Here is a 26406-nt window from a genome sequence, read left to right on the forward strand (position 1 = left end):
ACCGCGACCTGACAGATCGCGATATCAATCAACCAAAGGAATCCCACCCAGACCACCAAAGGCCCGGGACGGGGTATTACTTGGCACTGACTTTCGGCACGCTGTTGAGTTCTCAAGGAGCGGACGCGCTCGTACCCCGGCCTTTTCGGCCTTCGTTCGAGGCGGTGTCCTCACTGTACACCGGCTCCGCAGCGGGCTGGCCTCGGGGGCCTTCCCGGCGGTTTCCCTGGCCTTGCGGCCCGGTCCGTTCTCGCTCGGTGCAGGGAGAACATTACACGGCCTCTAAGGGGTCGTGCAGGGGGGGTCCCCGTGTCGCTCGCCACGCTGCCGGCGGGCGGGCGAACGGGAGGTGCAACGACGCGTACCGCGCCCGTCTTCCCGGCCCCGGCCCTGCTGCTGGACGCCCGCGTCAGGCCACGCCGGCGGGACGGAACTGCACGCTCACCCGGGGCCCCACCGGCCGCGTCGTCTTGGGGATGCAGTGTTCCCACGTGCGCTGGCACGAGCCGCCCATGACCACCAGGTCGCCGTGCCCCAACGGGAAGCGCAGGGTCTCGCCGCCCCCGCCCCCGCCCCCGCCCGCCGGACGCAGCAGCAGCGGCCGCGGCGACCCGAAGGAGACGATCGCGACCATCGTGTCCTGCGTGCGGCTGCGTCCCAGCCGGTCGCCGTGCCAGGCGACGCTGTCCCGCCCGTCGCGGTAGAGACACATGCCGGCGGTGACGAACGGCTCGCCGAGCTCGGGTGCGTAGTGCGCGTCGAGGGCGGCGCGGGCGTCGGTGAGCAGCGGGTGCGGCAGCGTCTCCCCGCGGCCGTACCAGCGCAGCAGCCGCGGGACCGCGACCTCGCGGTCGTACATCTGCCGGCGGTCGGCCCGCCAGCCGATGTCGCCGAGCAGGACGTCGAGGACCTCGTCCGAGCCGGCGACCCAGCCGGGGAGGTGGTCGACCCACGCCCCGCGGCCGAGCACGTGCCGCCGCACCCGGCCCCGGAGCGGGGTGAGCGCCGCCTCCTCGGCGACGTCGAACATCGACGGCTGGTGCGCGAGCGTCATGCCGAGCAGGCTAGCGCCGTTCGAACGTGTGTACGAGCCCCTACGCCGCCAGTGCGAGCGCGAAGGGCAGTACGCGGGACGCCCCGGCCAGCCGGAGCTCCCGGCCGGCGACGGTCATCGTCCAGCGCGAGTCCGCCAGGTCGTCGACGAGCAGCACCGGCACGGGCCCCAGCTCAGCCAGCCGCGACCGCAGCTCCGGTCCGACGACGATGCGCTGCCAGACCCCGGCCAGCCGGAAGGCGCTGTTCCCGCCCGGGCCACCCGTGGGACCGCCGTGCGCGAGCGACAGCTCCCCGAGGTAGGGCAGCCGCCCCACCCGGGCCAGGCCCTGGGCCACCCCGGACACCAGCCGCGGACGCCGGCGCGACGGGACGGCGACCACGGCGGCCGGGCGCTCGGCCCAGTCCCAGGCGCCGAGAACGCGGGCGCAGGCGCGGAGCAGCTCGTCGTCGGGCGGGACGTCGGACACCGAACGCTGCACCGGGACGTCGAAGGCGGCGTCCGGGTCCTCCTCGATCCCCGGCGCCTCGAGGTCGAGGGTCGCCGTGCCGCCCACGCCGTCGTCGCCGAGGAGCGTGCGCAGCTTCTGCCCCCAGCCGAGGTCGGTGAGCCGGGCGACGGCGCGGCCGGGGTCGAGCAGCTCGCCGGCGGCGATCTTGCCCTTCACCTCGACGCCGAGCCGGTCGGCGCCGGTGGGCCACTGAGCCCGCGGGGTCAGCTCCACGCCGGGGCGGTCCAGCGCCGCCGAGGCGGCCTCCGCGGCGCCCTCCGGGACGTCGGTGGGGTACCAGGGGCCGGCGCAGACGTCGCAGCGGCCGCACGGGGCGGCGGTCGGGTCGTCGAGCGCCTCCTGGAGGAATGCCATCCGGCAGCGCGCCTCGTCGACCGGCTTCGCGTAGGTGATCATCGCCCGCTGCTCGGCCTCCCGGGTGCGGGCCACGCGGCCGTAGCGGTCGGCGTCGTAGACCCAGGGGCGGCCGGTGGACCGCCAGCCGCCCTGCACGCGCTCCACCGCGCCGTCGACGGCGAGCACCTTGAGCAGCAGCTCGAGCCGGGAGCGGCGGACGTCGGCCACCGTCTCCAGCCGGGCCACCGACCACGCCTTCCCGTCGGCCATCGCCGACAGCACCGCCGCGGCGTGGTCCTCCCGCGGCATGGAGGAGGTGGCGAACCACTGCCAGATGGCGAGGTCCTCGGGGCCGGGCAGGAGCAGCACGTCGGCGTGCTCGACCGCGCGGCCGGCGCGGCCCACCTGCTGGTAGTAGCTGACCGGCGACGACGGCGCCCCGAGGTGGACGACGAACCCGAGGTCCGGCTTGTCGAAGCCCATGCCGAGCGCCGAGGTGGCCACCAGCGCCTTGACGCGGTTCTCCCGCAGCGCCTCCTCGGCCTCCTTGCGGTCGGCGTCGTCGAGGCGGCCGGTGTAGGCGCGCACGTCGTGCCCGGCGTCGCGCAGCAGCCCCGCCGTCTCCTCGGCCGCGGCGACGGTGAGCGTGTAGACGATGCCGCTGCCCGGCAGGTCGCCGATGTGGGCGGCCAGCCACGCCAGGCGGGCGCGGTCGGTGGGCAGCCGCAGCACGCCGAGGCGCAGCGAGTCGCGCGCGAGGGGGCCGCGGACCGTCGTCACCCCGACGCCACCGGCGCCGAGCTGCTCGGCGACGTCGGCGACCACCCGCTCGTTCGCCGTCGCCGTGGTGGCGAGGACGGGGGTGCCCGCCGGGAGCGTGCCCAGCAGGTCGCGGATGCGGCGGTAGTCGGGCCGGAAGTCGTGGCCCCAGTCGGACACGCAGTGCGCCTCGTCGACGACGAGCAGGCCGCAGCGGGCGACCAGGCCGGGCAGCTGCTCCTCGCGGAAGCGCGGGTTGGTCAGCCGCTCCGGGGAGACGAGCAGGACGTCGACCTCGTCGGCGGCCAGGCGCGCGGCGACGTCGTCCCACTCGGTGGCGTTGGCGCTGGAGATCTCCACGGCGCGGATGCCGGCGCGGGCGGCGGCGGTCACCTGGTCGCGCATCAGCGCGAGCAGCGGGCTGACCAGCAGGGTGGGGCCGGCGCCGCGGCGGCGCAGGAGCGCGGTGGAGACGAAGTAGACCGCCGACTTGCCCCAGCCCGTGCGCTGCACGACCAGCGCCCGCTCGGAGCGCTCGACCAGCGCGGCGACGGCGGCGTCCTGACCCTCGCGGAACACCGCGTCGGGCCGGCCGGTGAGTTCCCGGAGGACGTCGAGGGCCTCGGTGGCGAGGTCGGCGGACGGCGCGGCGGAGCTCATGGCACCCGACAGTAGGTGCGTCCCCCGACAGCGGGACCGTGTGAGCGCGACCCGGGGACGGCGGGCAGGATGGGGACGATGCGACCGCCGGACAACCACGTGCACACCGGGTGGTCGTGGGACACCCCGAGCTCGGTCACGATGGCCCGCGCGTGCGAGCGGGCGGTCGCCCAGGGACTGCCCGCGATCGCCTTCACCGAGCACCTCGACTTCACCGTCTGGGGTCCCGACGACCGCGCCACCACCCTCGGCCTGGTCGACCGGCACGCCTCGCGGCACGAGCCGATCGACACCGAGGGCTACTGGGCCGAGCTCACCGAGGTGCGCGAGCGGTTCCCCGAGCTGCGGATCTGGTCCGGCGTCGAGGCCGGCGAGCCGCACCTGTTCGCCTCGAGCGTCGCGGCGCACCTGGAGGACGCGCCCGTCGACCGGGTCCTCGGGTCGCTGCACTCGCTCTCCGACGGCGACCGGCTCCACGGCGTCGGCCAGCTGCTCCACGCCGACCCGGACGCCACGATGCGCCGCTACCTCGGCGAGATCGTCGACATGGTGGAGAGCAGCGACGTCTTCCAGGTCCTCGCCCACGTCGACTTCCCGCGCCGCTACTGGCCTGGCGGGTCGCACCGGTTCGTGGAGAAGGACTACGAGGAGGAGTACCGAGCGGTGTTCCGGGCGCTGGCCGGCACCGGGCGGGCGCTGGAGGTCAACACCAGCAGCCCGCTCGCCTCGGCCGACCAGGTGCGCTGGTTCCGCGAGGAGGGCGGCGAGGCGGTGAGCTTCGGCAGCGACGCCCACCAGCCCGGCGCGGTCGGGCAGCGCTTCGACCTCGCCGTCGACGTCGTGGAGGCCGCCGGGTTCCGGCCCGGGCGGGACCGCTTCGACTTCTGGCGCCGCTGAGGCTCAGCCGGCCATCCGGTCGAGGGCGTCGCGCCACACCCGTCGCAGCCCGAGCGGGGCGAGCAGCCCCTGGGCCAGCAGCACGGCCCGGCCGCGCAGTCCCCGGCCGCCGGAGTGGTGCATGACGACGTCGACGCGGCTGCCGCCGCCGTCGCGCGGGGTGATCCGGATGTCGCCGGTACCGCGGTCGCAGTGGTCGCTGTCGAGCAGCGTCCAGGTGACGCGGTCCGGGTCGGGCCACTCGTAGCGCAGCAGCACCCAGAACGGCACGCCGGCGCTGCCCTCGCGGACGACCGCCCACCCCTCGCCGGCCTCACGGACCTCGTACTTCGCCGGGTCCAGCGTCTTCGACCAGACCTCCAGCCGCCGGTCGCCGACGTCGGTGAACGCCTCGCGGACCTGCGCCGGGGTGGCGCGGGTGTCGAAGCCGAAGTGGACGCGCATCGCCGACTCCCTCCGGGCGGCCCCCGCTCCTCCGGGGATCGTCCCGCACCGGGGTGTCCCGCGGGAGGTGCCCGCTCCCGGCAGGTACTTCACCGCTAAGAGAAACGCCGCTAGGGTCGCCGGGGTGACGTCCCGCCGCGTGGTGATCGCCCTCGGGGGCAACGCCATGACCGGGCCCGACGGCTCGGCCACCCCGGAGGCCCAGCGCACCGCCATCCGCGAGGCGGCCGGCCACGTCGCCGAGGTGGTGGCCGCGGGCGTCGAGGTGGTGCTCACCCACGGCAACGGCCCGCAGGTGGGCAACCTGCTGGTCAAGAACGAGCTCGCGGCGCACGTCGTGCCGCCCGTGCCGCTGGACTGGAACGTCGCGCAGACGCAGGCGACCATCGCCTTCACCGTCGCCGACGAGCTCGACGCCGCCCTGGCCGCCCGCGGTCTGCCGCAGCGCACCGCCGGGCTGGTCACCCGCACCCTGGTCGACGCCGCCGACCCGCACTTCGCCGAGCCGTCGAAGCCGGTGGGCCGCTTCCTGCCGCGCGAGGAGGCCGAGCGGTTCCTCGCCCTCGGCCAGGTCTGGGAGGACCGCGGCCCGCGGGGCTGGCGCCGGGTGGTCGCCTCGCCCGAGCCGCGCGCGGTCGTCGACTCCCCCGCGATCCACGCGCTCGCCGCGGCCGGCTTCGTCGTCGTCTGTGCCGGAGGCGGGGGCATCCCGGTGACCGACGACGGCGGGGACGGCGCCGCGCTGCGCGGTGTCGAGGCCGTGATCGACAAGGACCTCACCGCCGCCGTCCTGGCCCGCGACCTCGACGCCGACACCCTGGTGATCGCCACGGACGTCGCGAACGTGATGGTCGACTTCGGCACGCCGGCGCAGCGCCCGCTCGGGCGGGTCACCGTGGCCGAGCTGCGCGCACACGCCGCCGACGGCCAGTTCGCCCGGGGCTCGATGGGTCCGAAGGTCGAGGCCGTGCTCCGCTTCGTCGAGGCGGGCGGCGAGCGCGCCGTCGTCACCTCGCTCGAGAACATCGCCGACGCCGTCACCGGCGACGCCGTCGGCACCGTCCTGACCGCTGCGTAGAGAAGCAGAAGGACCCTCCTGCCCCCCACCGCTCGCACGCTCGCGGCGGGACCCTGCAGGAGGGCCGAAACCCGACAACGAAGGAGTAGTGGTCCTGTGCCCGCACCGATCGAGGTCCGCAAGGTCCCGCTGCACAACGTGAGCGACGCCAGCGAGCTGGCCAAGCTCATCGACGACGGCGTCATGGAGGCCGACCGGGTCGTCGCCGTGATCGGCAAGACCGAGGGCAACGGCGGCGTCAACGACTACACCCGGATCATCGCCGACCGCGCCTTCCGCGAGGTGCTGCTGGAGAAGGGCACCCGGTCGAAGGAGGAGGTCGCCGAGATCCCGATCGTGTGGTCCGGCGGCACCGACGGCGTCATCAGCCCGCACGCCACGATCTTCGCCACGCTGCCCGAGGACGCCGTCGAGAAGACCGACGAGCCGCGGCTGACCGTCGGCTACGCGATGAGCGACGTGCTGCTGCCCGAGGACATCGGCCGCATCTCGATGGTGGAGAAGGTCGCCGAGGGCGTGCGCCGCGCGATGGAGGCCGCCGGGATCACCGACCCCGCCGACGTCCACTACGTGCAGACCAAGACGCCGCTGCTGACCATCGAGACGATCCGCGACGCGAAGAACCGCGGCAAGGACACGTACTACGACGAGCCGCACGGCTCGATGGACCTGTCCAACGGCACCACGGCGCTGGGCATCGCGGTGGCGCTCGGCGAGATCGAGATGCCGAAGCAGGAGCAGGTCATGCGCGACCTGTCGCTGTTCAGCGCCGTCGCCTCCTGCTCGTCGGGCGTGGAGCTCGACCGGGCGCAGATCGTCGTCGTCGGCAACGCCCGCGGCCACGGCGGGAAGTACCGCATCGGCCACTCGGTGATGAAGGACGCCCTCGACCAGGACGGCATCTGGGACGCCATCCGCCAGGCCGGGCTCGAGCTGCCCGAGCGCCCGCACGTCAGCGACCTCGGCGGCCGGCTGGTCAACGTCTTCCTCAAGTGCGAGGCCGACCCGACCGGCTACGTCCGCGGCCGGCGCAACGCGATGCTCGACGACTCCGACGTCTTCTGGCACCGCCAGATCAAGGCGACCGTCGGCGGCGTCGCGGCGTCGGTGACCGGCGACCCGGCGGTGTTCGTGTCGGTGGCCGCGGTGCACCAGGGCCCCTCCGGCGGCGGCCCGGTCGCGGCGATCGTCGAGGCCTGACCCCGGCGGACCTGTCCGGGCCCCGAGCGGGGGCCCGGGCAGGTCCCGTCTCAGGGCAGGATCGCGTCGACGTAGCCGCCGTCGACGCGCAGCGCGCCGCCCGTCGTGGCCGAGGCCAGCGGCGAGGCCAGGTAGACGCACATGTTCGCGATCTCCTCGGGCTCGATGAGCCGCTGCAGCAGCGACGCCGGCCGGTGCTCGCGCATGAACGTCCGCTGCGCCTGGTCCCAGGGCAGGTCCCGGTCGACCAGCGAGTACACGAAGTCCTCGACGCCGCCGGTGTGCGTGGGCCCGGCGATCACCGAGTTGACCGTCACGCCCGACCCCGCGGCCTCCTTGGCGAACCCGCGCGAGACCGCCAGCAGCGCCGTCTTCGAGACGCCGTAGTGGACCATCTCCGCCGGGATGGCGACCGCCGAGTCGCTGGCGATGTACTGCACCCGGCCCCAGCCGCGCTCGCGCATCCCGGGCAGGTACGCGCGGGTGAGCCGGACGGCGGTGAGCACGTTGGTCTCGAAGTAGCGGCGCCACTCGTCGTCGGTGATCTCCAGCGCCGGCCGGGCGCCGAAGATCCCCAGGTTGTTGACCAGCACGTCGGCGTCGGGGACCGCCTCGAGCAGGGCCGCCGTCCCCTCGTCGGTGGTCACGTCGCCGGCGACCGTGCGCACCTCGCCGTCGACCCCCGCCGCGGCCTCCGCCAGCTTCGCGGGGTCGCGGCCGGTGAGGACGACGGCGGCGCCGGCCCGGGCGAGGCCGGTGGCGATGGCCAGGCCGATGCCCTGGGACGAGCCGGTGACGACGGCGGTGCGGCCGGTGAGGTCGATGCGCACGGGACTCCTCGGATCTCGTAGTGGACACGCGCGATCTGCGCGCGGTACGGGTCGAACAGCTCCCGGCGGATGCCCTCGTGTTCCTCGTCGGGGTCGTGTTCTCGTCGGGCTCGTGGACCCGGTGGGCGTCGGACCGGCCGGCTCGATCCCCGGGGACGGCTACCCGGCGACGAGGTCGCGGACCACGCGACCGTCCTCGGCCGCGCGGGAGATCCGGGCGATCGGGCGGCCCCCGTAGGTTGGGCCGATCACGGGGAGACGGCGGTCGGAGGCGCGGGTGGACGGGGTGCTCCGGGCACACGGCCTGCCCGCGCTGTTCCTGGTGGCGCCGACCGTGCTCGACGTCGCGCTCGGGCCGGAGCGCGTGGTCCTCGGTCTCCTCGCCGCGTCCCCGCTGGTGGCCGCCACGCTGAACGGCCGCCGGGCGACCGCGGCCTACGGCGTCCTCGCGGTCCTCGGCGCGGCCCTGCTCGGGGTCTACGACAGCCAGTACGAGGCGGACGTGCTGTCCGCGCAGCTGGTCCGGCTCGTCCTGGTCGCCGCCGCCGGTGTGGTCGCCGTCAGCGCCTGCACCCTGCGCGTCCACCGCGAGGCGGCGCTGCAGCGGCTGAGCGCCGAGGCCGCGGCGGCCCGGGCGTCCCTGGCGCTCGGCGAGACGCTGCAGCGGCACCTGCTGGGCCCGCCGCCCGTCGTCCCCGGGCTGGGGTCGGCGGCGCGCTACCTGCCCGCGCTGCGGGGCACCCGCGTGGGCGGGGACTGGTACGACGCCTTCCCCGCGGCCGGCGGGGGCACCGTGCTGGTGATCGGCGACGTCGCCGGGCACGACCCGGAGGCCGCGGCCGCGATGGCCGAGGTGCGCGGGATGCTGCGGGCGGTGGCCGTGGACGCCGCCTCCCCGGCGGGGCTGCTGGGCGCCCTGGACCGGGTGATGGCCCACCCGGCGGCGCCCGCGATGGTGACCGCCGTCGTGGCCACGGTCGAGCCGGCCGCGGACGGCGCGCGGCTGCGCTGGTCGAACGCGGGGCACCCGCCCCCGGCGCTGGTGCGGGCCGACGGGACGGTGCACCTGCTGGAGCGGGCCCCGGAGCGGGCGCTCGGCGTGGCCCCCGGTGCACCGCGGACCGACGGCGAGCTGCTGCTCGGCCCCGGCGACACGCTGCTGCTCTACACCGACGGACTGGTGGAGCGGCGGGGCGGCTCGCTCGACGACGGCAACGCCTGGCTCGTGGCCGAGCTCGGCCGGCACGCCTCGGGGCCCCTGGACGAGCTGTGCGACCGGCTGCTCGCCGGCGTCGGCGGTGCCGCCCGGCACGACGACGTCGCGCTGCTCGCCGTGCGCGTGCCCGGGCCGGGATCGCCGGCCCGGGCGCGCGGCGCGGTCAGGCGGTGACCGTCTCCAGCGTCACCGGCACGTTGCCGCGGGTGGCGTCGGAGGAGGGGCACACCTGGTGGGCGGCCTCGGGCCGCCCGGCGCTGGACCGTGCTGCGCGACGGCGCGACGGCGCGACGGTCGCGGGCTACCTCGACGGCGGACCCGCGGGCTCCGCGACGCTCACCGCGGGCGTGCGCGACCTGCTCTCAGAGCGCCCGTAGGTACCGCGGCGGGACGGCGTCGACCAGCCAGACGCCGTTGGCCGAGCGGGTGAAGACCGCGCCGTCGCGGGCCATCCCCGCCGCGTCCACCGCGAGGACGGCGGCCCGCCCGCGGCGCTCGCCGACCGTGCGGGCGGTCGCCTCGTCGGCGCTGAGGTGCACCGCGTGCCGCCGGCCCGGACGCAGCCCCTCGGCGAGGACGGCGGGCAGCACGCGCACCGGCGTGCCGTGGAAGAGGACGGCGGGCGGCGGCTGCGCCGCGTAGCCCAGCTCCACCGGGACGCTGTGGCCCTGGCTGGCGCGGATCCGGGTGCCGGTGTCGTCGAGGGCGAACCGCTGCTTGTCGTTGGCGGCCACGACGGCGTCGAGGTCGGCGCGCGACAGCGGCATCCCGTGCGCGGCGAGGGCGGCCAGCAGGGCGCCGACGTCGGCCCACCCGGCGCCGTCGAGGGTGAGCCCGACGCTGTCGGGGCGGTGCCGCAGCACGAACGACAGCCGCTTGCTCACCCGGACGACGTCCCCCCGTTGCACGCGGCCAGCCTCGCCGGTCGGCCGGGAGGGCCGCCACCCGTTAGCGTCGGGCCGGCAGAACGGAGGGTGTGGGTGATCGACAAGCGGGTCGCGTCCCTGGCCGAGGCCGTCGCGGGCATCCCGGACGGCGCCACGGTCCTGGTGGGCGGGTTCGGCGCGTCCGGCGTGCCGGTGGAGCTGGTGCACGCGCTGCTCGACCAGGGGACCACCGACCTCACCGTGGTCACCAACAACGCCGGGTCCGGCGAGACCGACGTCGCCGCACTGCTGCGCGAGCGCCGGGTGCGCAAGATCGTCTGCTCCTACCCGCGCTCCACCGGGTCGGTGTGGTTCGAGGAGCGGTGGCGGGCCGGCGAGGTCGAGCTGGAGTTGGTCCCGCAGGGCACGCTGAGCGAGCGGATGCGCGCCGCGGCCGCTGGCCTCGGCGGGTTCTTCACCCCGACCGGCGCCGACACCCGGCTCGCCGAGGGCAAGGAGGTGCGCGTGATCGACGGCCGGCGGCACGTGTTCGAGGAGCCCCTGCCCGGCGACGTCGCCCTGGTCAAGGCCGCGCGGGCCGACCGCTGGGGCAACCTCGTCTACCGCACCGCGGCGCGGAACTTCGGCCCCACGATGGCCGCCGCGGCCGCGCTCACCGTCGTGCAGGTCGACGAGTTCGTGGAGCTCGGCGAGCTCGATCCCGAGGTGGTCGTGACGCCGGGCATCTTCGTCGACCGCGTCGTCCGGGTGGGTGCGGCGTGAGCCCCGACGCGCGTCTCGACATGCGGGCGGTCGCCCGGCGGGTGGCCCGCGACATCCCCGACGGCTCCTACGTCAACCTCGGCATCGGGCTGCCGACGCTCGTTGCCGACTGCGTGGGCAGCCACAAGGAGATCGTCTACCACTCGGAGAACGGCATCCTCGGCATGGGCCCGGCGCCGGCGCCCGGCGAGGAGGACCCCGAGCTCATCAACGCCGGCAAGCAGCCGGTGACCCTGCTGCCCGGCGGCGCCTTCTTCCACCACACCGACGCCTTCCTCATGATGCGCGGCGGCCACGTGGACCTGACCGTGCTCGGCGCCTTCCAGGTGTCGGAGACCGGCGACCTGGCCAACTGGGCCACCGACGACGCCTCGCACCCGCCGGCCGTGGGCGGGGCGATGGACCTCGCCGTCGGCGCCCGGCGGGTGCTGGTCATGACGTCGCACACGACGAAGGCCGGCGAGCCGAAGCTGGTGCAGCGCTGCAGCTACCCGCTGACCGCGGCCGGCGTCGTCGACCGGGTCTTCACCGACCTCGCCGTCCTCGACGTGACCCCCGAGGGCTTCCGCGTCCGCGAGATGGTGGCCGGCCTCGACCCCGACGACCTGCAGGGCGCGACGGCGGCGCGGCTGACCTTCGCCGACGACCTCGCGGTGCTCGACCCGTCCTGACCCGGCGGGCCTCCCTTGCGGACGGTGGCGATCCGCCTACGGTGCGTGGCATGTCGTTCCTGTCGCGGCTGCGCGGCGAGCCCCGCGAGGTGCCGCCGCTGCCCTACCCGTCCGACTCGCCCGAGGGCCTGGCCGCCCGGTGGGTGCAGTGGGTGGCCTCCGCCGGCACCGAGCGCGACCCGATCGAGGACACCACCGGCGAGCACGCGGGCCACAACCAGCCCGACGACGTCTTCTTCCTCGCCGGGTCCTACGGGAAGGTCCTGCACCGGCGCTGCGTCGTGCCCGGCGGCCGCGACCTGTTCCTGCCGGTCTTCAACTACTGGAACAGCCCGGCCGTCGGCCCGCCGGAGCGGGCCGGCGACGCGTGGGGCGCGCTGACGCTCGACGGCGTCGACCTCGAGCCGCTGGAGATCACGACCCCGGTGCCCTTCGTCGTCGCGGGCGCCCTGCTCAACCCGGTCACCTTCCGGCGCAAGCCGATCCCGGTGACCGTGTGGGGCCTGTGGGCGCGCGTCCCGGCGCCGGCCCCTGGCACGCACCACCTGCGCGTGGTCGCCGGCGACGGGCACGCGTTCCGGCTCGACGTGGGCTACCAGCTCGAGGTCGCGCCGGTCGGGGCCATCCGCAGCTCCTGACCGGCGCGACCCGGGACCCCGCTCAGCGGGAGTAGTACTCCACGACCAGCTGCTCCTCGCAGATCACCGGCACCTCGTCGCGGGCGGGCACCCGCTCGACCCGCGCGGTGAGATCGGCGAGGCGCACCTCGAGGTAGGCCGGCGGCTGCGCGTGCGCGCCGGAGGCGGCCACCTGGAAGGGCTCCTTGGTGCGCGAGCGCTCGGCGATGGAGATCCAGTCGCCCGGGCGCAGCCGGTAGGACGGGCGGTCGACCCGGCGGCCGTTGACCAGCACGTGCTGGTGGGTGACGAACTGGCGGGCCTGGTAGATGGTGCGCGCGAAACCGGCCCGCAGCACCGTGGCGTCCAGGCGCGACTCGAGGTCCTGGATGAGCGCCTCGCCGGTCTTGCCGCCGGTGCGCCGGGCACGGTCGAACGCGCGGCGCAGCTGGGTCTCGCTGACGTCGTACTGCGCCCGCAGCCGCTGCTTCTCCAGCAGCCGCGTGGAGTAGTCGCTCTGCTGCTTGCGCTTGCGGCCGTGCTCACCCGGCGGGTACGGACGCCGCTCGAAGTAGCTGACCGCCTTGGGCGTCAGGGCCAGGCCGAGGCGGCGGCTGAGGCGGACCTTCGGGCGCGGGGTGTTCACACGGACCTCCAGAGTTAGGTTAGGTTCACCTTACCCACACGCCGAGACCCGAGGTGAGCGATGACCGTCCCCCGCACCGGCCCGGGCACCACCGGCATCCCGCAGCCACCACCGGCCGAGCGCGCCCGCACCGTGGCCGCCCGCCCGTCGGCCGCGTTGCACGCGGTGGGGCTCGGCGCGGTCGAGCTGTCTCTGGCCGCGACGACGGCGTCCGGGCAGGTGTACGCCGTCGTCCCCGCCGCCGGGCGGCTGGCGACGGCGCTGCGCGGGTCCCCGCTCGGCGACCTGCCGGCGCGGCTGACCGTCACCGACCGGTCGCCGTTCCCGGTGCAGCACCCGGTGCGCGGGCAGGTGGAGCTCTCGGGGTGGCTGACGCCCGTGCACCCGGCCGGCGTCCAGCCGGCGCTGCTCGACCTGGCCGACGTCCGCCCCTCCGACGCACTGCTCGACGTCGGCCTGCGCGCGCTGCTCGTGCGCCTCGACCTCGCCGAGGTGGTGCTCACCGACGGCGGCGCGACCACCGAGGTGGACCCCGACGACTTCGCGGCCGCCCGCCCCGACCCGGTCGGCGCGGCGGAGACCGGCCTCGCCGCCGAGCACGGCGCGGCGCTGACCCGGCTGCTGGCCCGGGTGCAGGCGTGGGCCGGCCCGCGCGACGACGTCCGGTTGCTCGGCCTCGACCGGCACGGCGTGCGCTTCCGCGTCGAGGCCCGCCGCTCCTGCTACGACCTGCGGGTGCCGTTCCGCGAGCCGGTGGGCGGCGGGTCGGGCCTGGGCGCGGCACTCGACGTCCTGCTCACCTGCGGCCCGGCCTGACACCCGAGATCTGCACACTCGGGGCTCGCGACGGCGTGAGGACCCCGAGTGTGCAGATCTCGCGGGGCTCTCAGGCGGCGGCGCGGGCCTCCTGCGCGAGCGCGGCCAGCGCGCCCTCGAAGCACTCGCGTGGCGGCTGCACGAGCCCGGCGCCCACCTGACCGGTGCCGGCCACCCGCCCGGCCATGCCGGTGTTGATCTGCGGCAGCCAGCCGGTGCGCGCCACCGCGAGCACGTCGATGCCGGTCGGGGCGCCGCGGAAGCCCAGGATCGGGATGGCCATCGCCGGGTTCTCGGCCAGGGTGAGCTGGTACATCCGCTCGGTGGTGGCCAGGGCGTCGGGCACGGTGCCGCCGACGAACCGCACGATCGCCGGGGCCGCGGCCATGGAGAACCCGCCGACACCGTAGGTCTCCATGATCGCGGAGTCGCCGATGTCGGGGTTGGCGTCCTCGGGGCCGTAATCGCCGAGGAACAGGCCGACGGGCGTCTGCGCGGGGCCGGTGAACCAGCGGTCGCCGGTGCCGGCGGTCTGCACGCCGAACTCGGTGCCGTTGCGTGCCATGACGGTGACCAGCGTCGAGCCCGGGACGTCGCGGGCGGCTTCCATCGCGAGCTTCGCCGTCGGCATGCCGAGGTTGAGGAAGAAGTGCTCGTTGCCGCCGATGAAGCGCAGCGCGGCGGCGACGTCGTCGGACGGCGCGTCCAGCGCGGCCAGCGCCGGCGACAGCTCGCGAAGGGTCATCAGCGAGCCCGCGCGGTTGCGGTTGTGCCCCTCGTCGCCCATCTGCAGCATCTGCGCGAGCACGGCCTTGACGTCGAGCGGCTCGGCCATCGAGCGGACCGCGCGGGCCAGCAGCGGGCCGAGGACGTCGCGCATCCAGGCGAGCCGGGTGAGCACCTCCTCGTTGAAGGCGCCCATCCGCAGCACCTTGCCCAGGCCCTCGTTGAGGTTGCAGTAGGCCCGGCCGCCGTTGACCGGGTCCTCCAGGCACCACGCCCACATCGACGGCGAGGTGACTCCCGCCATCGGCCCGACGGCGGAGCGGTGGTGGCACGGCTCCAGCTCCACACCGCCGGACGCGAGCAGGGCCTCGGCCTCCTCGACCGTCGACGCCCAGCCCTCGAACAGGCACGCGCCGATGAGCGCCCCGCGCATGGGGCCCGACGCCGCCTCCCAGGTCAGCGGCGGGCCGGAGTGCAGCAGCGTGCGCCCCTCCAGGCCGAGCACCTCGCGCGCCGGGCGGACGTCGACCAGCACCGACCCGGCGGCGAGCACCCGCTCGACCGCCGTCCGGTTGGCCGCGGCGCGGCGCGGGTCGAGCGCCAGCGCGGTGAGGTCGGCGGCGTCGCCGAGGCCGGGCGGGCGCCAGTCGACGTCGGCCACGGACACGCCCTGGGCGCGCAGCGCGCCGGAGAAGACGTCGACACCGGCGGCGACGACGGCCGGCGGGCCGTCGAGCAGTCCTCCGAGCACTCCGGACGAGGTCACAGCGAGGCTCCCAGCAGGTCGAGGGCGTACCGCGTGGCCGCGGCGTTGGAGGCGAAGACGGCGGCGCCGGCCGCGGCGAGGGCGTCGGCCTGGCGGCTCCAGCCCTGCGGGTCGGCCTCGGTACCGACCAGCGCGACGACCACCGGCAGCTGGGTCCGCGCGCGGGCGGCGGTGAGCGCGGGGACGAGGGCGGCGGCCGGGTCGGCGTCGGCGCCGTACCCGAGGACGACGTCGAGCAGCAGCACGGCGGGCTCGCCCGAGGCGGCCAGCCGCTCGATCGCCTCCAGCCGCAGCGTCGGGTCGATCATCGGGTGCGCGCGGCCGACGGTGAGCGCGTCGTCGCCGAAGTCGATGACGACGGAGCCGCGGGCGGACAGGTCCGTCCCGAGGTCGAGCTCGGGCCGCAGCGGGGTGTTGGAGCGGACGTCGCCGAGCACCGGCGCGGCGATGAGCATCGCCTCGTCGGCCAGCGTGCCGCCGGAGTAGAGGCCCTTGAGCACCGCGCCGGGCAGCGCGGCCTCGGCCGGCCCGGGCCGCGAGGGCCAGACCGGGACGTCGAGGCCCATGTCGCCGAGCAGCGCCTCGACGGCGGCGGTGAGGTCGGGCGTCTCCGGCGAGAGGGCCGCCGAGCGCACCGGCGTCGACAGCCCCGCCGACACCCGCCCGACCTCCGCGGCCACCGACGGCGCCGGCGGCTTGGAGACGACGAGCACCCGCTCGGTGGCCGGGTCGGCGTCGAGCGCCGCCAGCGCGTCGAGGGTGGCCAGGCCGCCCACGGCCTCGGACAGGTCGCGCCCGCCCACGCCGAGCACGTGCGAGACGCCGACGCCGGCCGCGTCGAGCAGGCACGACACCTGCTGCGCGCCGGTGCCCGAGGCGGCGACGAGGCCGACCGGGCCGGGGCGGACGATGTTGGCGAAGCCGAGCGCGACGCCGGAGACGATCGCGGTGCCGCAGTCGGGGCCCATGACGAGAACGCCGGCGGCGCGGGCGGCGCGCTTGAGCGCCACCTCCTGCTCGACCGGGACGCCGTCGGAGAAGACCAGCACGCTGCGGCCGGCGGCGATCGCGTCGGCCGCCTCGAGCGCCGCGTACCGGCCCGGGACGCTGACGATCGCCAGCGCGCCGGCGTCCTGGCCGAGGTCGTCGAGGCCGGCGCCGACCGTGCGGGCCGGCTGCGCGTCGGCGGTGGCCCGTGAGCGCTCGCGCTCGGCCAGCGCGGAGTCGACGGCGGCCACCGCGGCGGCCAGCGCGTCGTCGTCGACGGCGCGGATGCCGATGAGCAGCTGGTCGGGCGCGGCCGTCCCCTCCGGCGCCAGGCCCATGCCCTCGGCGAGCTCGACGTTGAGCGGCGTGGCCATCGCGACCAGCACCGCGGTGACGCCGTCGCGCGCGCCGACGTCGCGGCTGACCTGCATCAACCGCACCGAGTCGGCGTAGACGCCGCTGCGCAGGGAGACGTGCCGGACGCCCGCTGCGGGCCCTGGATCGCTCACCTCGCCGACCGTACCGGCAGATGCCTCAGCGGTGAGATATCGCCTGCGCAACGATCTTGTTGCGCCGGAAAGTTTTAGCGATGAGGCACTTCCGCGCCCGTGAGGTGCATGACACTGTGACGGCCTCCCGGGGGTGGCGGCACCTCCCGGACAGCATCGGTCGTGCCCGCGAGGAGGGCCCCATGGCGTTCGGTTGGAAGCTGTACGGCGACGGGAAGACGCCACCGCTCGGTGAGGCGGTGGCTCCCGACGAGCGGCTGTCGTGGCCGCTCACCGTGGGCATCGGCGCCCAGCACGTGGTCGCGATGTTCGGCGCGACCTTCGTCTTCCCGCTCATCATGGGCCTGGACCCGAACCTCGCGATCATGATGAGCGGCATCGCGACGATCGTCTTCCTGCTCATCGTGAAGAACCGGGTACCCAGCTACCTGGGCACCAGCGCCGCGTTCGTCGGCGGCGTCGCCGCGATCCGCTCCAACGGCGGCGACTCGGGCGACGTCGTCGGCGCGCTGCTGGTCGCCGGCGTCGTGCTGGCCCTGGTCGGCCTGGTCATCCACTTCGCGGGCCTCGGCCTGATCAACAAGGTGCTGCCGCCGGCCGTCACCGGCGCCGTCGTCATGCTGATCGGCTTCAACCTCGCCCCGGTCGCCGCGGGCGTCTACTGGCCGCAGGACCAGTGGGTGGCGCTGGCCACGATGGCCTTCGTCATCGTCGCCTCGCTGGCGCTGCGCGGCTTCCTCGCCCGCATCGCCATCCTGCTCGGCCTGGTCTTCGGCTACCTGCTGTCGATCCTGCTCGACGCCACCGCCGGCCAGATCACCTCGCCCGACGGCACGGGCGCCGTGGTCACCCGCGACCGGATCAACTTCGACTCCGTCGGCCAGGCGGACTGGTTCGGCCTGCCCGACTTCACCGCGCCGAGCTTCTCGCTGAACTTCAGCCTGCTGGTCATCCCCGCCGTCATCGCCCTGGTCGCCGAGAACGTCGGCCACGTCAAGGCCGTGGCCGAGATGACCAAGCGCGACCTCGACCCCGTCATGGGCCGGGCGGTCTTCGCCGACGGCGTCGGCACGGTCATCGCCACCTCCGTCGGCGGCTCCCCCACCACCACCTACGCCGAGAACATCGGCGTCATGGCCGCCACCCGGGTCTACTCGACCGCCGCCTACTACGTGGCCGCGATCGTGGCGATCCTGCTGGGCCTCGTCCCGAAGTTCGGCGCGCTGATCAACATCGTCCCGGGTGGCGTGCTCGGCGGCATCACCGTCGTCCTCTACGGGATGATCGGCCTGCTCGGCGCCAAGATCTGGAAGGAGAACCGGGTCGACTTCGCCAACCCGGTCAACCTCGTCCCGCTCGCGGCCGGGATCATCATCGGCATCGGCAACGTGACGCTCACCTTCACCGACGACTTCTCGCTCAACGGCATCGCGCTGGGCTCGATCGTCGCGGTCCTCGGCTGGCACATCGCCCGGGCGCTGGCCCCGGCCGACATGAAGGCCGCGCTCCTGCGCGAGGGCTCCGTGCCGGAGAGCGCGTCGTCCCTGGGCCACCACGGTGCCGGCCCCGCCGGCGGCTATGCCGACACCCGGGGTGGCACCGACCCGTCGTCGGTCGACCAGGTGGGCCGTCCCGGCACCCGTCGCAAGGACATGCTCGAGAAGTGAAACCCTCTCCCTTCCGCTACGCCGATCCCCGGTCCCTCGACGAGGCGCTCGACGTCCTGTCGGCCGAGACGGGCGCCAAGGTGCTCGCCGGTGGCCAGTCGCTCCTGCCGCTGCTGGCCATGCGGCTCGCGGCGCCGGCCACGCTGGTCGACCTGAACCGGGTGCCCGGCCTCGACGCCGTCGAGGCGACCGGGGACGGCGTGCGGGTGGGCGCCCTCGTCCGGCACGCCGCGCTCCTGCGGCGCACCCCCGACGCGCAGGCCGCCGCCCGGGTCCAGCCGCTGCTGGCCCGGGCGACGGCCAACGTCGCCCACCCCGCGATCCGCAACCGCGGGACGACGGTCGGCTCGATCGCGCACGCCGACCCCTCCGGCGAGATGACGTCGGTGCTCGCGCTCACCGGCGGCTCGGTGACGGTCGCGACGCCGGCCGGCCGGGAGACCGTCGGCTGGCAGGACCTCTTCGTCGGCCCGCTGGAGACCTCGCTGGCCGGCGGCGCCGTCGTCGTCGACGCCTTCTTCCCGGCCCTGCCCGAGCGCTCGGGCACCGCCTTCGCCGAGATCGCCCGCCGCAAGGGCGACTACGCCGTCTGCGGCGCCGGCGTCGTCGTCACCCTCGACGAGGACCGCCGGGTGTCCGCGGTCCGGGCCTCCTACCTGTCGGTCGGGCTGGTGCCCGAGGTGCACGACCTCACCGAGGCGGTGGCCGGCAAGCCGGTCGACAGCGCCGACTGGGCCGCCGCCGGCGCCCTGGCCCGCACCCTCGTCGACCCCGACTCCGACATCCACGCCAGCGCCGACTACCGGCGGCTGCTCGTGGGCGTCCTGACCGAACGCACCCTGGCCGCCGCCGCCGCGGAGGCCGTGCAGAGGAGCGCCGCGTGACCACCTCGATCGATGCCGAGCGGACCGTCTCCGTCACCGTCAACGGCGTGCGCCGGGAGGCCACCGTCCCGGTGCGCCGGGTGCTGTCGGACTTCCTCCGCGACGACCTGGGCCTGACCGGCACGCACGTGGGCTGCGCGCACGGCGTCTGCGGCTCGTGCACCGTGATGGTCGACGGCGACCCGGTGCGCTCGTGCCTGGTGCTCGCCGTCCAGGTGCAGGGCGCGGAGGTGACCACCGTCGAGGGCCTCGCGCACGCGGACCACCAGGGCGGGCAGGTGCTGCACCCGGTGCAGGAGGCCTTCCGCGAGTGCCACGCCCTGCAGTGCGGCTTCTGCACGCCGGGCTTCCTGGTGACCATCGCCGCGGGCCTCGAGGCCCGGAAGACCCAGGGGGACGCGGCCGAGGAGATCACCGAGGAGGAGGTCGACGAGCTCGTCGGCGGCAACCTCTGCCGGTGCACCGGCTACGCCAACATCAAGAAGGCCGTCCGGCACGCCGCCGCCGCGATGCGGGAGGACGCCCGGTGAGGGCCTTCGTAGCGCTATCGGCCCCGGGGGACGCAGCATGACCACCAAGTTGTTCGGCGAGCCCGTCCGCCGCCGCGAGGACGCCCGGCTCATCACCGGCAAGGGGCGCTACCTCGACGACATCGGCGCCGGCGCGCTCGCCGCCGCCTTCGTGCGCAGCCCGCACGCGCACGCCCGGGTGCTCGACGTCGACGTCGAGGCGGCGCTCGACGTCGAGGGCCTGGTGGCCGTCTACACCTACGAGGACCTCACCGGCCCGATGGCCGAGCCGCTGCCCGTGCTCATCCCGCACCCGCAGCTGCACGCCCCGCGCACCGGCTACCCGCTGGCCAACGGCGTGGTCCACCACGTCGGCGAGCCGGTGGTCATGGTCGTGGCCACCGACCGGTACGTGGCCGAGGACGCCGCCGAGCGGATCGTCGTCACCTACGAGGAGCTGCCCGTCGTCGTCGGCGTGGACGCCGCCCGCGAGGCGCGCGCCGCCGTGCACGCCGACGTCCCGGACAACGTCGCCGCGCGGCACCACCAGGAGACCGGCGATGTCGACCCCGCGCTGGCCGCCGCGCCGCACACGCTGTCGTTCACCCAGTACATCGAGCGCAGCGCCTGCATGCCCCTGGAGGGCAAGGGCGTGCACGCCCGCTGGGACCCCGACGACGGCAGCCTGCGCGTGTACTCGAGCACCCAGGCCTCGACGTCGGTGCGCGCGGCGATCGCCGCCAAGCTCGAGCTGTCGCTGGACCGCGTCGAGGTGATCGCGCCCGACGTCGGCGGCGGCTTCGGCGTCAAGATCGTGCACCCGTGGCCGGAGGAGCTGCTGGTGCCGATGGCGGCGATCCGGCTGGGCCGCGAGGTCAAGTGGGCCGAGGACCGCCGCGAGCACTTCATCTCCAGCGCGCACGAGCGCCAGCAGCGGCAGGAGATCACCGTCGGGTACGACGACGACGGCCGGATCACCGCGCTCGACGTGCACGTCTGGCACGACAACGGCGCCTACACGCCCTACGGGATCATCGTGCCGATCGTGACGGCGACCCAGCTGGTCGGCCCGTACGCGATCCCGGTGTACCGGGTGGTCGTGGAGAGCGTCTTCACCAACACCGTCATCGTGACGCCCTACCGCGGCGCCGGGCGGCCGCAGGGCTGCTACGCGATGGAGCGGACGATGGACCGCATCGCCGACGACCTCGGCCTCGACCGGGCCGAGGTCCGCCGGCGGAACCTGATCACGCCCGACCAGTTCCCCTACGACCACCACCTGACGTTCCAGGACGGCCGGCCGGTCATCTACGACTCCGGCGACTACCCGGGCCTGCTCGACAAGCTCGTGGCGCTCGTGGGCTGGGACGAGGCCGAGGCGCTGCGGGCCGACGCCCGCGCTCGCGGGAAGCTGCTCGGCGTGGGGATGGCGCTCTACGTCGAGGGCACCGGCCCCGGCCCCTACGAGGGCGGGCACGTGCAGGTGCTCGGCAGCGGCAAGGTGCTGGTCTCCACCGGCCTGACCTCGCAGGGCCAGGGGCACGAGACGGTGTTCGCCCAGATCGTCGCCTCGGAGCTCGGGGTGCCGATCGAGGACGTCGAGGTGACCACCGGCGACACCCGCCGCTTCGGGTACGCCGTCGGCACCTTCGCCTCGCGCGCAGCGGTGATGAGCGGCAACGCCGTCGCCCTGGCCGCCCGCGGGGTGCGGGAGAAGGCCATCCGGATCGCCGCCGACGTGCTGGAGGCGAATCCCGAGGACCTCGAGATCGACGAGGGCCTGGTGCAGGTCAAGGGGACGCCGGGGGCGTCGATCCCGCTGCGCACCGTTGCCGTGCTGTCCAACCCGCTGCGCTACGCCTTCGACGAGGCGGCCAAGCAGGCCACCCAGTTCGCCAGGGCGGGCTCGGACGAGAAGCCGCCGGTGGCCGAGGGCGACGCGCCGGGTCTGGAGCACCGTGACTACTACTCGCCGATCCGCTCGACGTTCGCCTCGGGCGCGCACGCCGCCGTCGTGGAGATCGACCCGGCCACGTGGGAGATCGACGTCGTCCGGTACGCGGTCGTGCACGACTGCGGCAACGTGGTGAACCCGATGATCGTCGAGGGGCAGGTGCACGGCGGCGTCGCCCAGGGCGTGGGCGGGGCGCTGTACGAGCGGATGGCCTACGACGCCGACGGGCAGCTGCAGAACGCCTCGTTCATGGACTTCCTCATGCCCTACGCCTCCGAGGTGCCCGACATCGCGATCGACCACCAGGAGACGCCCTCGCCGCTCAACCCGCTGGGGATCAAGGGCGCCGGGGAGGCCGGGGTGATCCCCGGGACGGCGGCGATCGCCTCGGCGATCGAGGACGCGGTGGGCCGGCGGATCACCTCGATGCCGATCTCCCCCACCGAGCTGTACGACCTGATGCGCGACGAGACGGCGGAGCGCACGGCTGCGTCGGAGAAGACGGGAGTCCCTGCGTGAACCTCGACGGCTCGGCGGTGCTGCACGGCTCGCCCGAGGAGGTCTGGACGGTCATCACCGACCCGGCGGTGCTCGCCCGGACGATCCCCGGCTGCGAGTCGCTGGAGCGCACCGGCGAGGACGAGTACCGGATGGACGTCGCGGTGGGGGTCGGTGCGATCCGCGGCACCTACGCCGGCGAGGTGCGGCTGACCGACCAGCAGCGGCCGTCGTCCTACGTCATGCACGCCTCGGGCGCGGGCGCGCCCGGCAACGTGCGGGCCAAGGTCACGATCAGCCTCGAGCCCACCGACGAGGGGACGACGCTCACGTACTCCGCCGACGCGGTGGTGGGCGGGCCGGTCGCGGGCGTGGGCCAGCGGATGATCTCCGGCGTCGCCAAGCGGATGGCCGGCCAGTTCTTCGCCGCGATCGACCGCGAGCTGAGCTCGGGTGCGCCGGTGGAGACCGCGCCGGCCGCGGCCCGCGCATCGTCGGCGGCGGTGAGCTCGACCGACGCGGTGCCGGCGAGCGTTCCCGCGGGGACGTCCTCCGCGCCCGAGCCGCAGGTGTTCCGCAGGCCCGCGGCGTCGGCGGCGGCGTCGTCGGCGGACCTGCAGACGCTCGCCGTCGGCGCGCTCGGCGGCGCGGGGCTCACGCTGCTCGGCGTCCTGGTGGGCTGGCTGCTCGGCCGCCGGCGCTAGACGACGTCCCGTCCGGGGCGGTCCCGGCCGGTGCCGGGACCGCCCCGGACGCGTTCTCGTCCCGATCCGTCCCGGACACGCGCCGAGGGCGGCCCCGGCGGGTGCCGGGACCGCCCTCGGACGGTGTGCGGATCAGACCGGGTAGGGCTCCCCGCAGTACTGCGGCGGGACGCTGGCGTCGCAGCGGTTGTGCCGGACGTCGATCGGGCCGGTCGGACCGAAGAACGGCGTCTGCGGCGACGGCGATCCGACGAAGATGTCCATCTGCAGGACCACCGTGGGCGGCGCAGGCGGCGCGGCTCCGGTCGGGACCACCGCCCTGTTGTCGCCGAACCAGTTGGCCTTGACGCTGATGTCGGTCAGCAGCCCGGGGGCGTCGTCATCGGGGTTGGGGTCGGTCCCCGCCGGCGGCGCGAAGGTGAGCAGCACCAGTCCGCCCGACGGGAAGGTCAGTGCCGGGGCCATCGGCGGGATGAACTGGGCCGGCGGGATCGTCGGGTCGTTGTCCCGGATGACGTTGGCGCTCAGCTTCACGTTCGCGGCGTTGACCACGGCCATCCCGACGCCGGAGATCCGCTGGTCACCGGTGCGGCCCTGCAGGCACCACCGGTTGTTCGCGGTGGACACGTTGGCCGTGATCCGCCAGTCGCCGCCCTCGACGTCGGCCGGGGACCCGGGGATCTCGGTCGCGGCGTCGTCGAAGGTCAGGATGCCGATGCAGTTCCCGCTCAGGTGGTTGGCGTCCACCCGCCCGCCGCTGGACTCCCGCAGGAAGACGCCGAGGTTGTAGCCGCGCACCCGGTTGGCCGCGATGAACGACCGAGAGTCCGCCGAGTCGCCGATCGAGATGCCCGCGGTGCCGGCGTCCGGCGCCTGGCCCTCACCAGCGCGGTCGACGCCCTGCTCGACGTTCCCGACGATGTGGATGTTGCGCGAGTTGCCGGCGATGATCCCGTACCGGTCGTGGCCGACGCCCTTGGTCCCGGTGACGGTGAAGCCGTCCGCGTGCCAGGCCGAGATGCCGTTGGCGGTGTGGTCGACGGTCTGCAGGTCGCGGACGGTGACCGGCTTGTCCGGGTCGAGGAAGAAGAACGCGGAGACGTTGTCGCCGAGCGGGTTGGCCGGGTCCTCCTCCGCCTCGTCCTCGGCGTCGGCGTCGTCGGTCGCCTGCCAGCAGTCGAGCCCGCGGGTCGGCGTGGCACCGCGGTCCCAGCGGACGATCGTCCGCTCACGGCCGGCGCCCAGGATCGTCAGGCCCTTGCCCTCGATGCAGACGGCCTCGGTGTAGGTGCCCGGCGCGATCCGGATGGTGTCGCCCGAGGCCGCCGCGTCGACGGCGTCCTGGATGGACTGGCCGGGATGGACGTCCCAGGTCCGCCCACCCCCTCCCTCGGCCGACGCCACCCCGGGGAGTGCCGCCAGCAGGAGTGCGCCGGCCCCCGAGACGGCCAGGGCTCGCACCGCCCGGCCGCGGGACCGCGGTCTCGTCGTCGTGGTCGCGTCCATGGGTCGCCCTCTCCCGTGAGTGCGGTCGCGGCGGACGGGACGCCCACCGGCGGAACCTGTGAGGTGCCTGGCAACGGGCCACACCCTCCCTGTGGGCCCAGCGGGCTCCAAGCGGCCGCGGGTATGAACGTGCGCCCGCCCCAGGTCGTACGACCGGCTGCGGTCGCAGCCCGCGCGACCGCCGGAGCAGGCCGCCGTCCGCCCCGGGACGGGGACCCGCGACGCAGGTCGCACACCGGGAGTCGGAACCGGACCGTCCTCCATCCGCGGCGTCGACAGCGCGGGCGGGTCCGGGCAGTCTCCGGCCATGCAGACCGCCACGGGGACCGTCGGGCAGCGTCCTGCGCCGGCCCCGCCGACCCCCCGCACCCCCGACGCCGACCCGGTGGTCACCACCGATCGCCTGACCAAGCGCTACGGGCAGCGCACCGTCGTCGACGGCCTGTCCCTGCAGGTGCGCCGCGGGGAGGTCTTCGGCTTCCTCGGCCCCAACGGGGCGGGGAAGACGACGACGCTGCGCATGCTGCTCGGCCTCGTGCGGCCCACCAGCGGCTCGGCCACCGTGCTCGGTCGACCCGCCGGGACCTCGGTGGCGCAGGTCGGCGCCCTGGTCGAGGGGCCGGGGCTCTACCCCTACCTGTCGGGGCGGGACAACCTGCGGGTGCTCGCGCGCTACGCCGGCGTCGGGCCCGGCCGGATCGCCGCGGTGCTCGACACCGTCGACCTCACCGACCGCGCCGGCGACCGCTTCAGCACCTACTCCCTCGGCATGAAGCAGCGCCTCGGCATCGCCGCCGCGCTGCTCAAGGACCCGGCGCTGGTGGTCCTCGACGAGCCCACCAACGGCCTGGACCCCGCCGGCATCAGCGAGGTGCGCACGCTGCTGCGCCGGCTGGCCGCCGAGGGCCGCACGGTGGTGCTCTCCAGCCACCTGCTCGGCGAGGTGGAGCAGATCTGCGACCGGGTGGCCGTGGTGGCCTCGGGCCGGCTGCTGGTGGAGAGCAGCGTCGAGGAGCTGCGCGGGCTGGGCCGGCTGGTGGTCGACGCCGCCCCGCTGGAGGCCGCCGTCGCGGTCGCCGGGCGGCTGCTCGGCGCCGACCGCGTCTCCGTCGTCGACGGTGCCCTGCACCTGCAGGCCGCGCCCGGGGAGACCGCGCAGCTCAACCGCGCGCTGGTCACCGCGGGGGTCGACGTGACCGGCCTGCGCCAGGAGGCCCGCACCCTCGAGGAGGTCTTCCTCCAGCTCACCGAGCCCGGCGACCCGCCACCGGCGGAGACCCCGGGACGGCGCCCGCGCCGGATCGGCCGGAGCGCCCGGTGAGCGCCGCCGTCGCCGCGCCGGCCACCCGTCCGGCCCGCTCGTCGGGGTCGCTGCCGGCGATCGTGGGCGCGGAGCTCCTCAAGCTGCGCCGCCGGCCGGCCACCTGGGTGCTGCTGGGCCTGTGGCCGGCCCTGCAGCTGGTGTTCAGCCTGGTCATCCCCTACATCAGCTACACGCGGGGGTCGTCCTTCGAGGGCATCCCGCCGGAGCAGGTCCTGACCAGCACGCTGCCCGACCGGCTGGTGGCCAACGCCCTGTCGGGGCTGCCGCTCTTCGGCGGCGCGCTGCTGCTCACCCTCGGCGCGCTGCTGGCCGGCAGCGAGTACGGCTGGGGGACGCTCAAGAGCCTGCTGGGGCAGGGCCCGCGGCGCACCACCGTGCTCGCCGGCCAGCTGCTCGCACTGGTGGCCGTGCTCGCCGCCACCGTGGTGGTGAGCTTCGCGCTCACCGCCGCCGTCAGCGCCGCGATCGCCGGGGCGGAGTCCGCACCCGCCGACTGGCCCGGCGCTGCCGAGCTGGCGCGCGGGTTCGGCGGCGGGCTGCTCGTGGCCACCACGTGGGGCGCCCTGGGCATGCTGCTCGGGACGGCGCTGCGCGGCACCGCGCTGGCCATCGGGCTGGGCCTGGTGTGGGTGCTCGCCGTGGAGAGCCTGGTGGTCAACGTGGCCGCGCCGCTGCTCGGCTTCTTCGACGCCCTGCAGCGCGCGCTGCCCGGCGTGAACGCGGGCTCGCTGGTGGCCGCGCTGGCCGGGGGCGACGTGCGCACGCCGGGCGTCGTCGCGGTGGTCGACGGCGGCCAGGCCGCCTGGGTGCTGGCCGCCTTCCTCGCCGCCGCCACCGCGCTGACGGCGCTGCTGCTGACCCGCCGCGACCTCACCTGAGCCGGGGGGGGGGGGGGGGGGGGGGCGCGGGGCGGCGGGGGGGGGCGGGGGGGGGGGGGGGGGGGGGGGGGGGGGGGGGGGGCCCGCGCGGCGGGGCCCGGCGGGGGGGG

General features: G+C 75.3%; 25 protein-coding genes. 16 read left to right on the top strand and 9 right to left on the bottom strand.

Annotated elements, in window-relative coordinates; genetic code table 11:
* Positions 1 to 409 precede the first annotated feature (409 nt).
* Positions 410 to 1054 carry an alpha-ketoglutarate-dependent dioxygenase AlkB gene (locus tag ACI79X_RS22350; RefSeq protein ID WP_457027622.1) on the bottom strand — a complete coding sequence of 215 codons (645 nt, stop codon included), beginning with the start codon at positions 1052 to 1054 and terminating at the stop codon, positions 410 to 412.
* 40 nt (positions 1055 to 1094) lie between these two features.
* Positions 1095 to 3320, bottom strand: coding sequence for a RecQ family ATP-dependent DNA helicase (locus ACI79X_RS22355; protein WP_457027623.1), 2226 nt, complete (start codon positions 3318 to 3320; stop codon positions 1095 to 1097).
* Positions 3321 to 3398: 78 nt separating this feature from the next.
* On the opposite strand from ACI79X_RS22355, the gene ACI79X_RS22360 reads away from it, so the two are divergent.
* Positions 3399 to 4217: a PHP domain-containing protein gene (locus tag ACI79X_RS22360; RefSeq protein ID WP_457027624.1), complete on the top strand. Its 819-nt coding sequence runs from the start codon at positions 3399 to 3401 to the stop codon at positions 4215 to 4217.
* Positions 4218 to 4220: 3 nt separating this feature from the next.
* On the opposite strand, the gene ACI79X_RS22365 is transcribed toward ACI79X_RS22360, so the two are convergent.
* A complete protein-coding gene (locus ACI79X_RS22365) occupies positions 4221 to 4661 on the bottom strand; it encodes a hypothetical protein (RefSeq protein WP_457027625.1) in 441 nt (146 codons plus the stop codon).
* A 124-nt stretch (positions 4662 to 4785) separates the two neighbouring features.
* On the opposite strand from ACI79X_RS22365, the gene ACI79X_RS22370 reads away from it, so the two are divergent.
* On the top strand, positions 4786 to 5739 hold the full coding sequence (locus ACI79X_RS22370; RefSeq protein ID WP_457027626.1) for a carbamate kinase: 954 nt from the start codon (positions 4786 to 4788) through the stop codon (positions 5737 to 5739).
* 96 nt (positions 5740 to 5835) lie between these two features.
* Positions 5836 to 6939: a barbiturase gene (gene bar / locus ACI79X_RS22375; protein ID WP_457027627.1), complete on the top strand. Its 1104-nt coding sequence runs from the start codon at positions 5836 to 5838 to the stop codon at positions 6937 to 6939.
* Positions 6940 to 6989: 50 nt separating this feature from the next.
* Here bar and ACI79X_RS22380 read toward each other — a convergent pair whose 3' ends face one another.
* Positions 6990 to 7769 (bottom strand): SDR family NAD(P)-dependent oxidoreductase, encoded by a 780-nt coding sequence (locus ACI79X_RS22380; protein WP_457027628.1) that lies wholly within the window; start codon positions 7767 to 7769, stop codon positions 6990 to 6992.
* A gap of 277 nt (positions 7770 to 8046) precedes the next feature.
* Between ACI79X_RS22380 and ACI79X_RS22385 the strand changes: the two genes are divergently transcribed.
* Positions 8047 to 9159, top strand: a complete 1113-nt coding sequence (locus ACI79X_RS22385; RefSeq protein WP_457027629.1) for a PP2C family protein-serine/threonine phosphatase — start codon at positions 8047 to 8049, stop codon at positions 9157 to 9159.
* On the top strand, positions 9156 to 9362 hold the full coding sequence (locus ACI79X_RS22390) for a hypothetical protein (RefSeq protein WP_457027630.1): 207 nt from the start codon (positions 9156 to 9158) through the stop codon (positions 9360 to 9362). The genes ACI79X_RS22385 and ACI79X_RS22390 overlap by 4 nt, the downstream gene beginning before the upstream one ends.
* On the opposite strand, the gene ACI79X_RS22395 is transcribed toward ACI79X_RS22390, so the two are convergent.
* Positions 9348 to 9893: an RNA 2'-phosphotransferase gene (locus tag ACI79X_RS22395; protein ID WP_457027631.1), complete on the bottom strand. Its 546-nt coding sequence runs from the start codon at positions 9891 to 9893 to the stop codon at positions 9348 to 9350. The genes ACI79X_RS22390 and ACI79X_RS22395 overlap by 15 nt on opposite strands.
* Positions 9894 to 9965: 72 nt before the next feature.
* On the opposite strand from ACI79X_RS22395, the gene ACI79X_RS22400 reads away from it, so the two are divergent.
* Genes ACI79X_RS22400 through ACI79X_RS22410 form a run of 3 tightly spaced genes read left to right on the top strand, consistent with a single transcriptional unit; the run spans position 9966 to position 11943 of the window.
* Positions 9966 to 10634, top strand: a complete 669-nt coding sequence (locus tag ACI79X_RS22400; RefSeq protein WP_336033732.1) for a 3-oxoacid CoA-transferase subunit A — start codon at positions 9966 to 9968, stop codon at positions 10632 to 10634.
* A complete protein-coding gene (locus tag ACI79X_RS22405; RefSeq protein ID WP_457027632.1) occupies positions 10631 to 11305 on the top strand; it encodes a 3-oxoacid CoA-transferase subunit B in 675 nt (224 codons plus the stop codon). The genes ACI79X_RS22400 and ACI79X_RS22405 overlap by 4 nt, the downstream gene beginning before the upstream one ends.
* Before the next feature lie 50 nt (positions 11306 to 11355).
* Complete coding sequence (locus ACI79X_RS22410) at positions 11356 to 11943, top strand: hypothetical protein (protein WP_457027633.1); 588 nt, start codon at positions 11356 to 11358, stop codon at positions 11941 to 11943.
* Between the two features lie 22 nt (positions 11944 to 11965).
* Here ACI79X_RS22410 and rpsD read toward each other — a convergent pair whose 3' ends face one another.
* Positions 11966 to 12568, bottom strand: coding sequence for a 30S ribosomal protein S4 (gene rpsD, locus ACI79X_RS22415; protein ID WP_457027634.1), 603 nt, complete (start codon positions 12566 to 12568; stop codon positions 11966 to 11968).
* Between the two features lie 60 nt (positions 12569 to 12628).
* Between rpsD and ACI79X_RS22420 the strand changes: the two genes are divergently transcribed.
* Positions 12629 to 13384: a DUF2470 domain-containing protein gene (locus tag ACI79X_RS22420; RefSeq protein WP_457027635.1), complete on the top strand. Its 756-nt coding sequence runs from the start codon at positions 12629 to 12631 to the stop codon at positions 13382 to 13384.
* Between the two features lie 70 nt (positions 13385 to 13454).
* On the opposite strand, the gene ACI79X_RS22425 is transcribed toward ACI79X_RS22420, so the two are convergent.
* Together ACI79X_RS22425 and ACI79X_RS22430 are read right to left on the bottom strand one after the other, a co-directional pair.
* On the bottom strand, positions 13455 to 14876 hold the full coding sequence (locus ACI79X_RS22425) for a DUF1116 domain-containing protein (RefSeq protein ID WP_457027636.1): 1422 nt from the start codon (positions 14874 to 14876) through the stop codon (positions 13455 to 13457).
* Complete coding sequence (locus ACI79X_RS22430; protein WP_457027637.1) at positions 14873 to 16372, bottom strand: FdrA family protein; 1500 nt, start codon at positions 16370 to 16372, stop codon at positions 14873 to 14875. The genes ACI79X_RS22425 and ACI79X_RS22430 overlap by 4 nt, the downstream gene beginning before the upstream one ends.
* Positions 16373 to 16554: 182 nt before the next feature.
* Between ACI79X_RS22430 and ACI79X_RS22435 the strand changes: the two genes are divergently transcribed.
* From ACI79X_RS22435 to ACI79X_RS22455, 5 genes are read left to right on the top strand one after another with little or no spacing between them, the layout of a single operon-like run.
* Positions 16555 to 18039: a uracil-xanthine permease family protein gene (locus tag ACI79X_RS22435; RefSeq protein WP_457027638.1), complete on the top strand. Its 1485-nt coding sequence runs from the start codon at positions 16555 to 16557 to the stop codon at positions 18037 to 18039.
* Positions 18036 to 18923 carry an FAD binding domain-containing protein gene (locus ACI79X_RS22440; RefSeq protein WP_457027639.1) on the top strand — a complete coding sequence of 296 codons (888 nt, stop codon included), beginning with the start codon at positions 18036 to 18038 and terminating at the stop codon, positions 18921 to 18923. The genes ACI79X_RS22435 and ACI79X_RS22440 overlap by 4 nt, the downstream gene beginning before the upstream one ends.
* Positions 18920 to 19453, top strand: coding sequence for a (2Fe-2S)-binding protein (locus ACI79X_RS22445; RefSeq protein ID WP_457027640.1), 534 nt, complete (start codon positions 18920 to 18922; stop codon positions 19451 to 19453). Before ACI79X_RS22440 ends, ACI79X_RS22445 begins: the two co-directional genes overlap by 4 nt.
* A gap of 37 nt (positions 19454 to 19490) precedes the next feature.
* Entirely contained in the window at positions 19491 to 21905 is a 2415-nt protein-coding gene (cutA, locus tag ACI79X_RS22450) for an aerobic carbon-monoxide dehydrogenase large subunit (protein ID WP_457027641.1), read from the top strand.
* Positions 21902 to 22588 carry an SRPBCC family protein gene (locus ACI79X_RS22455; protein ID WP_457027642.1) on the top strand — a complete coding sequence of 229 codons (687 nt, stop codon included), beginning with the start codon at positions 21902 to 21904 and terminating at the stop codon, positions 22586 to 22588. The genes cutA and ACI79X_RS22455 overlap by 4 nt, the downstream gene beginning before the upstream one ends.
* Before the next feature lie 132 nt (positions 22589 to 22720).
* Here ACI79X_RS22455 and ACI79X_RS22460 read toward each other — a convergent pair whose 3' ends face one another.
* Complete coding sequence (locus tag ACI79X_RS22460) at positions 22721 to 24094, bottom strand: right-handed parallel beta-helix repeat-containing protein (RefSeq protein ID WP_457027643.1); 1374 nt, start codon at positions 24092 to 24094, stop codon at positions 22721 to 22723.
* Positions 24095 to 24401: 307 nt separating this feature from the next.
* Between ACI79X_RS22460 and ACI79X_RS22465 the strand changes: the two genes are divergently transcribed.
* Both ACI79X_RS22465 and ACI79X_RS22470 read left to right on the top strand, forming a co-directional pair.
* Positions 24402 to 25415, top strand: a complete 1014-nt coding sequence (locus tag ACI79X_RS22465) for an ATP-binding cassette domain-containing protein (RefSeq protein ID WP_457027644.1) — start codon at positions 24402 to 24404, stop codon at positions 25413 to 25415.
* Positions 25412 to 26296, top strand: coding sequence for an ABC transporter permease subunit (locus ACI79X_RS22470; RefSeq protein ID WP_457027645.1), 885 nt, complete (start codon positions 25412 to 25414; stop codon positions 26294 to 26296). Before ACI79X_RS22465 ends, ACI79X_RS22470 begins: the two co-directional genes overlap by 4 nt.
* The last annotated feature ends 110 nt before the right edge of the window (positions 26297 to 26406 follow it).

The sequence above is a fragment of the Geodermatophilus sp. SYSU D01119 genome (assembly GCF_054049975.1).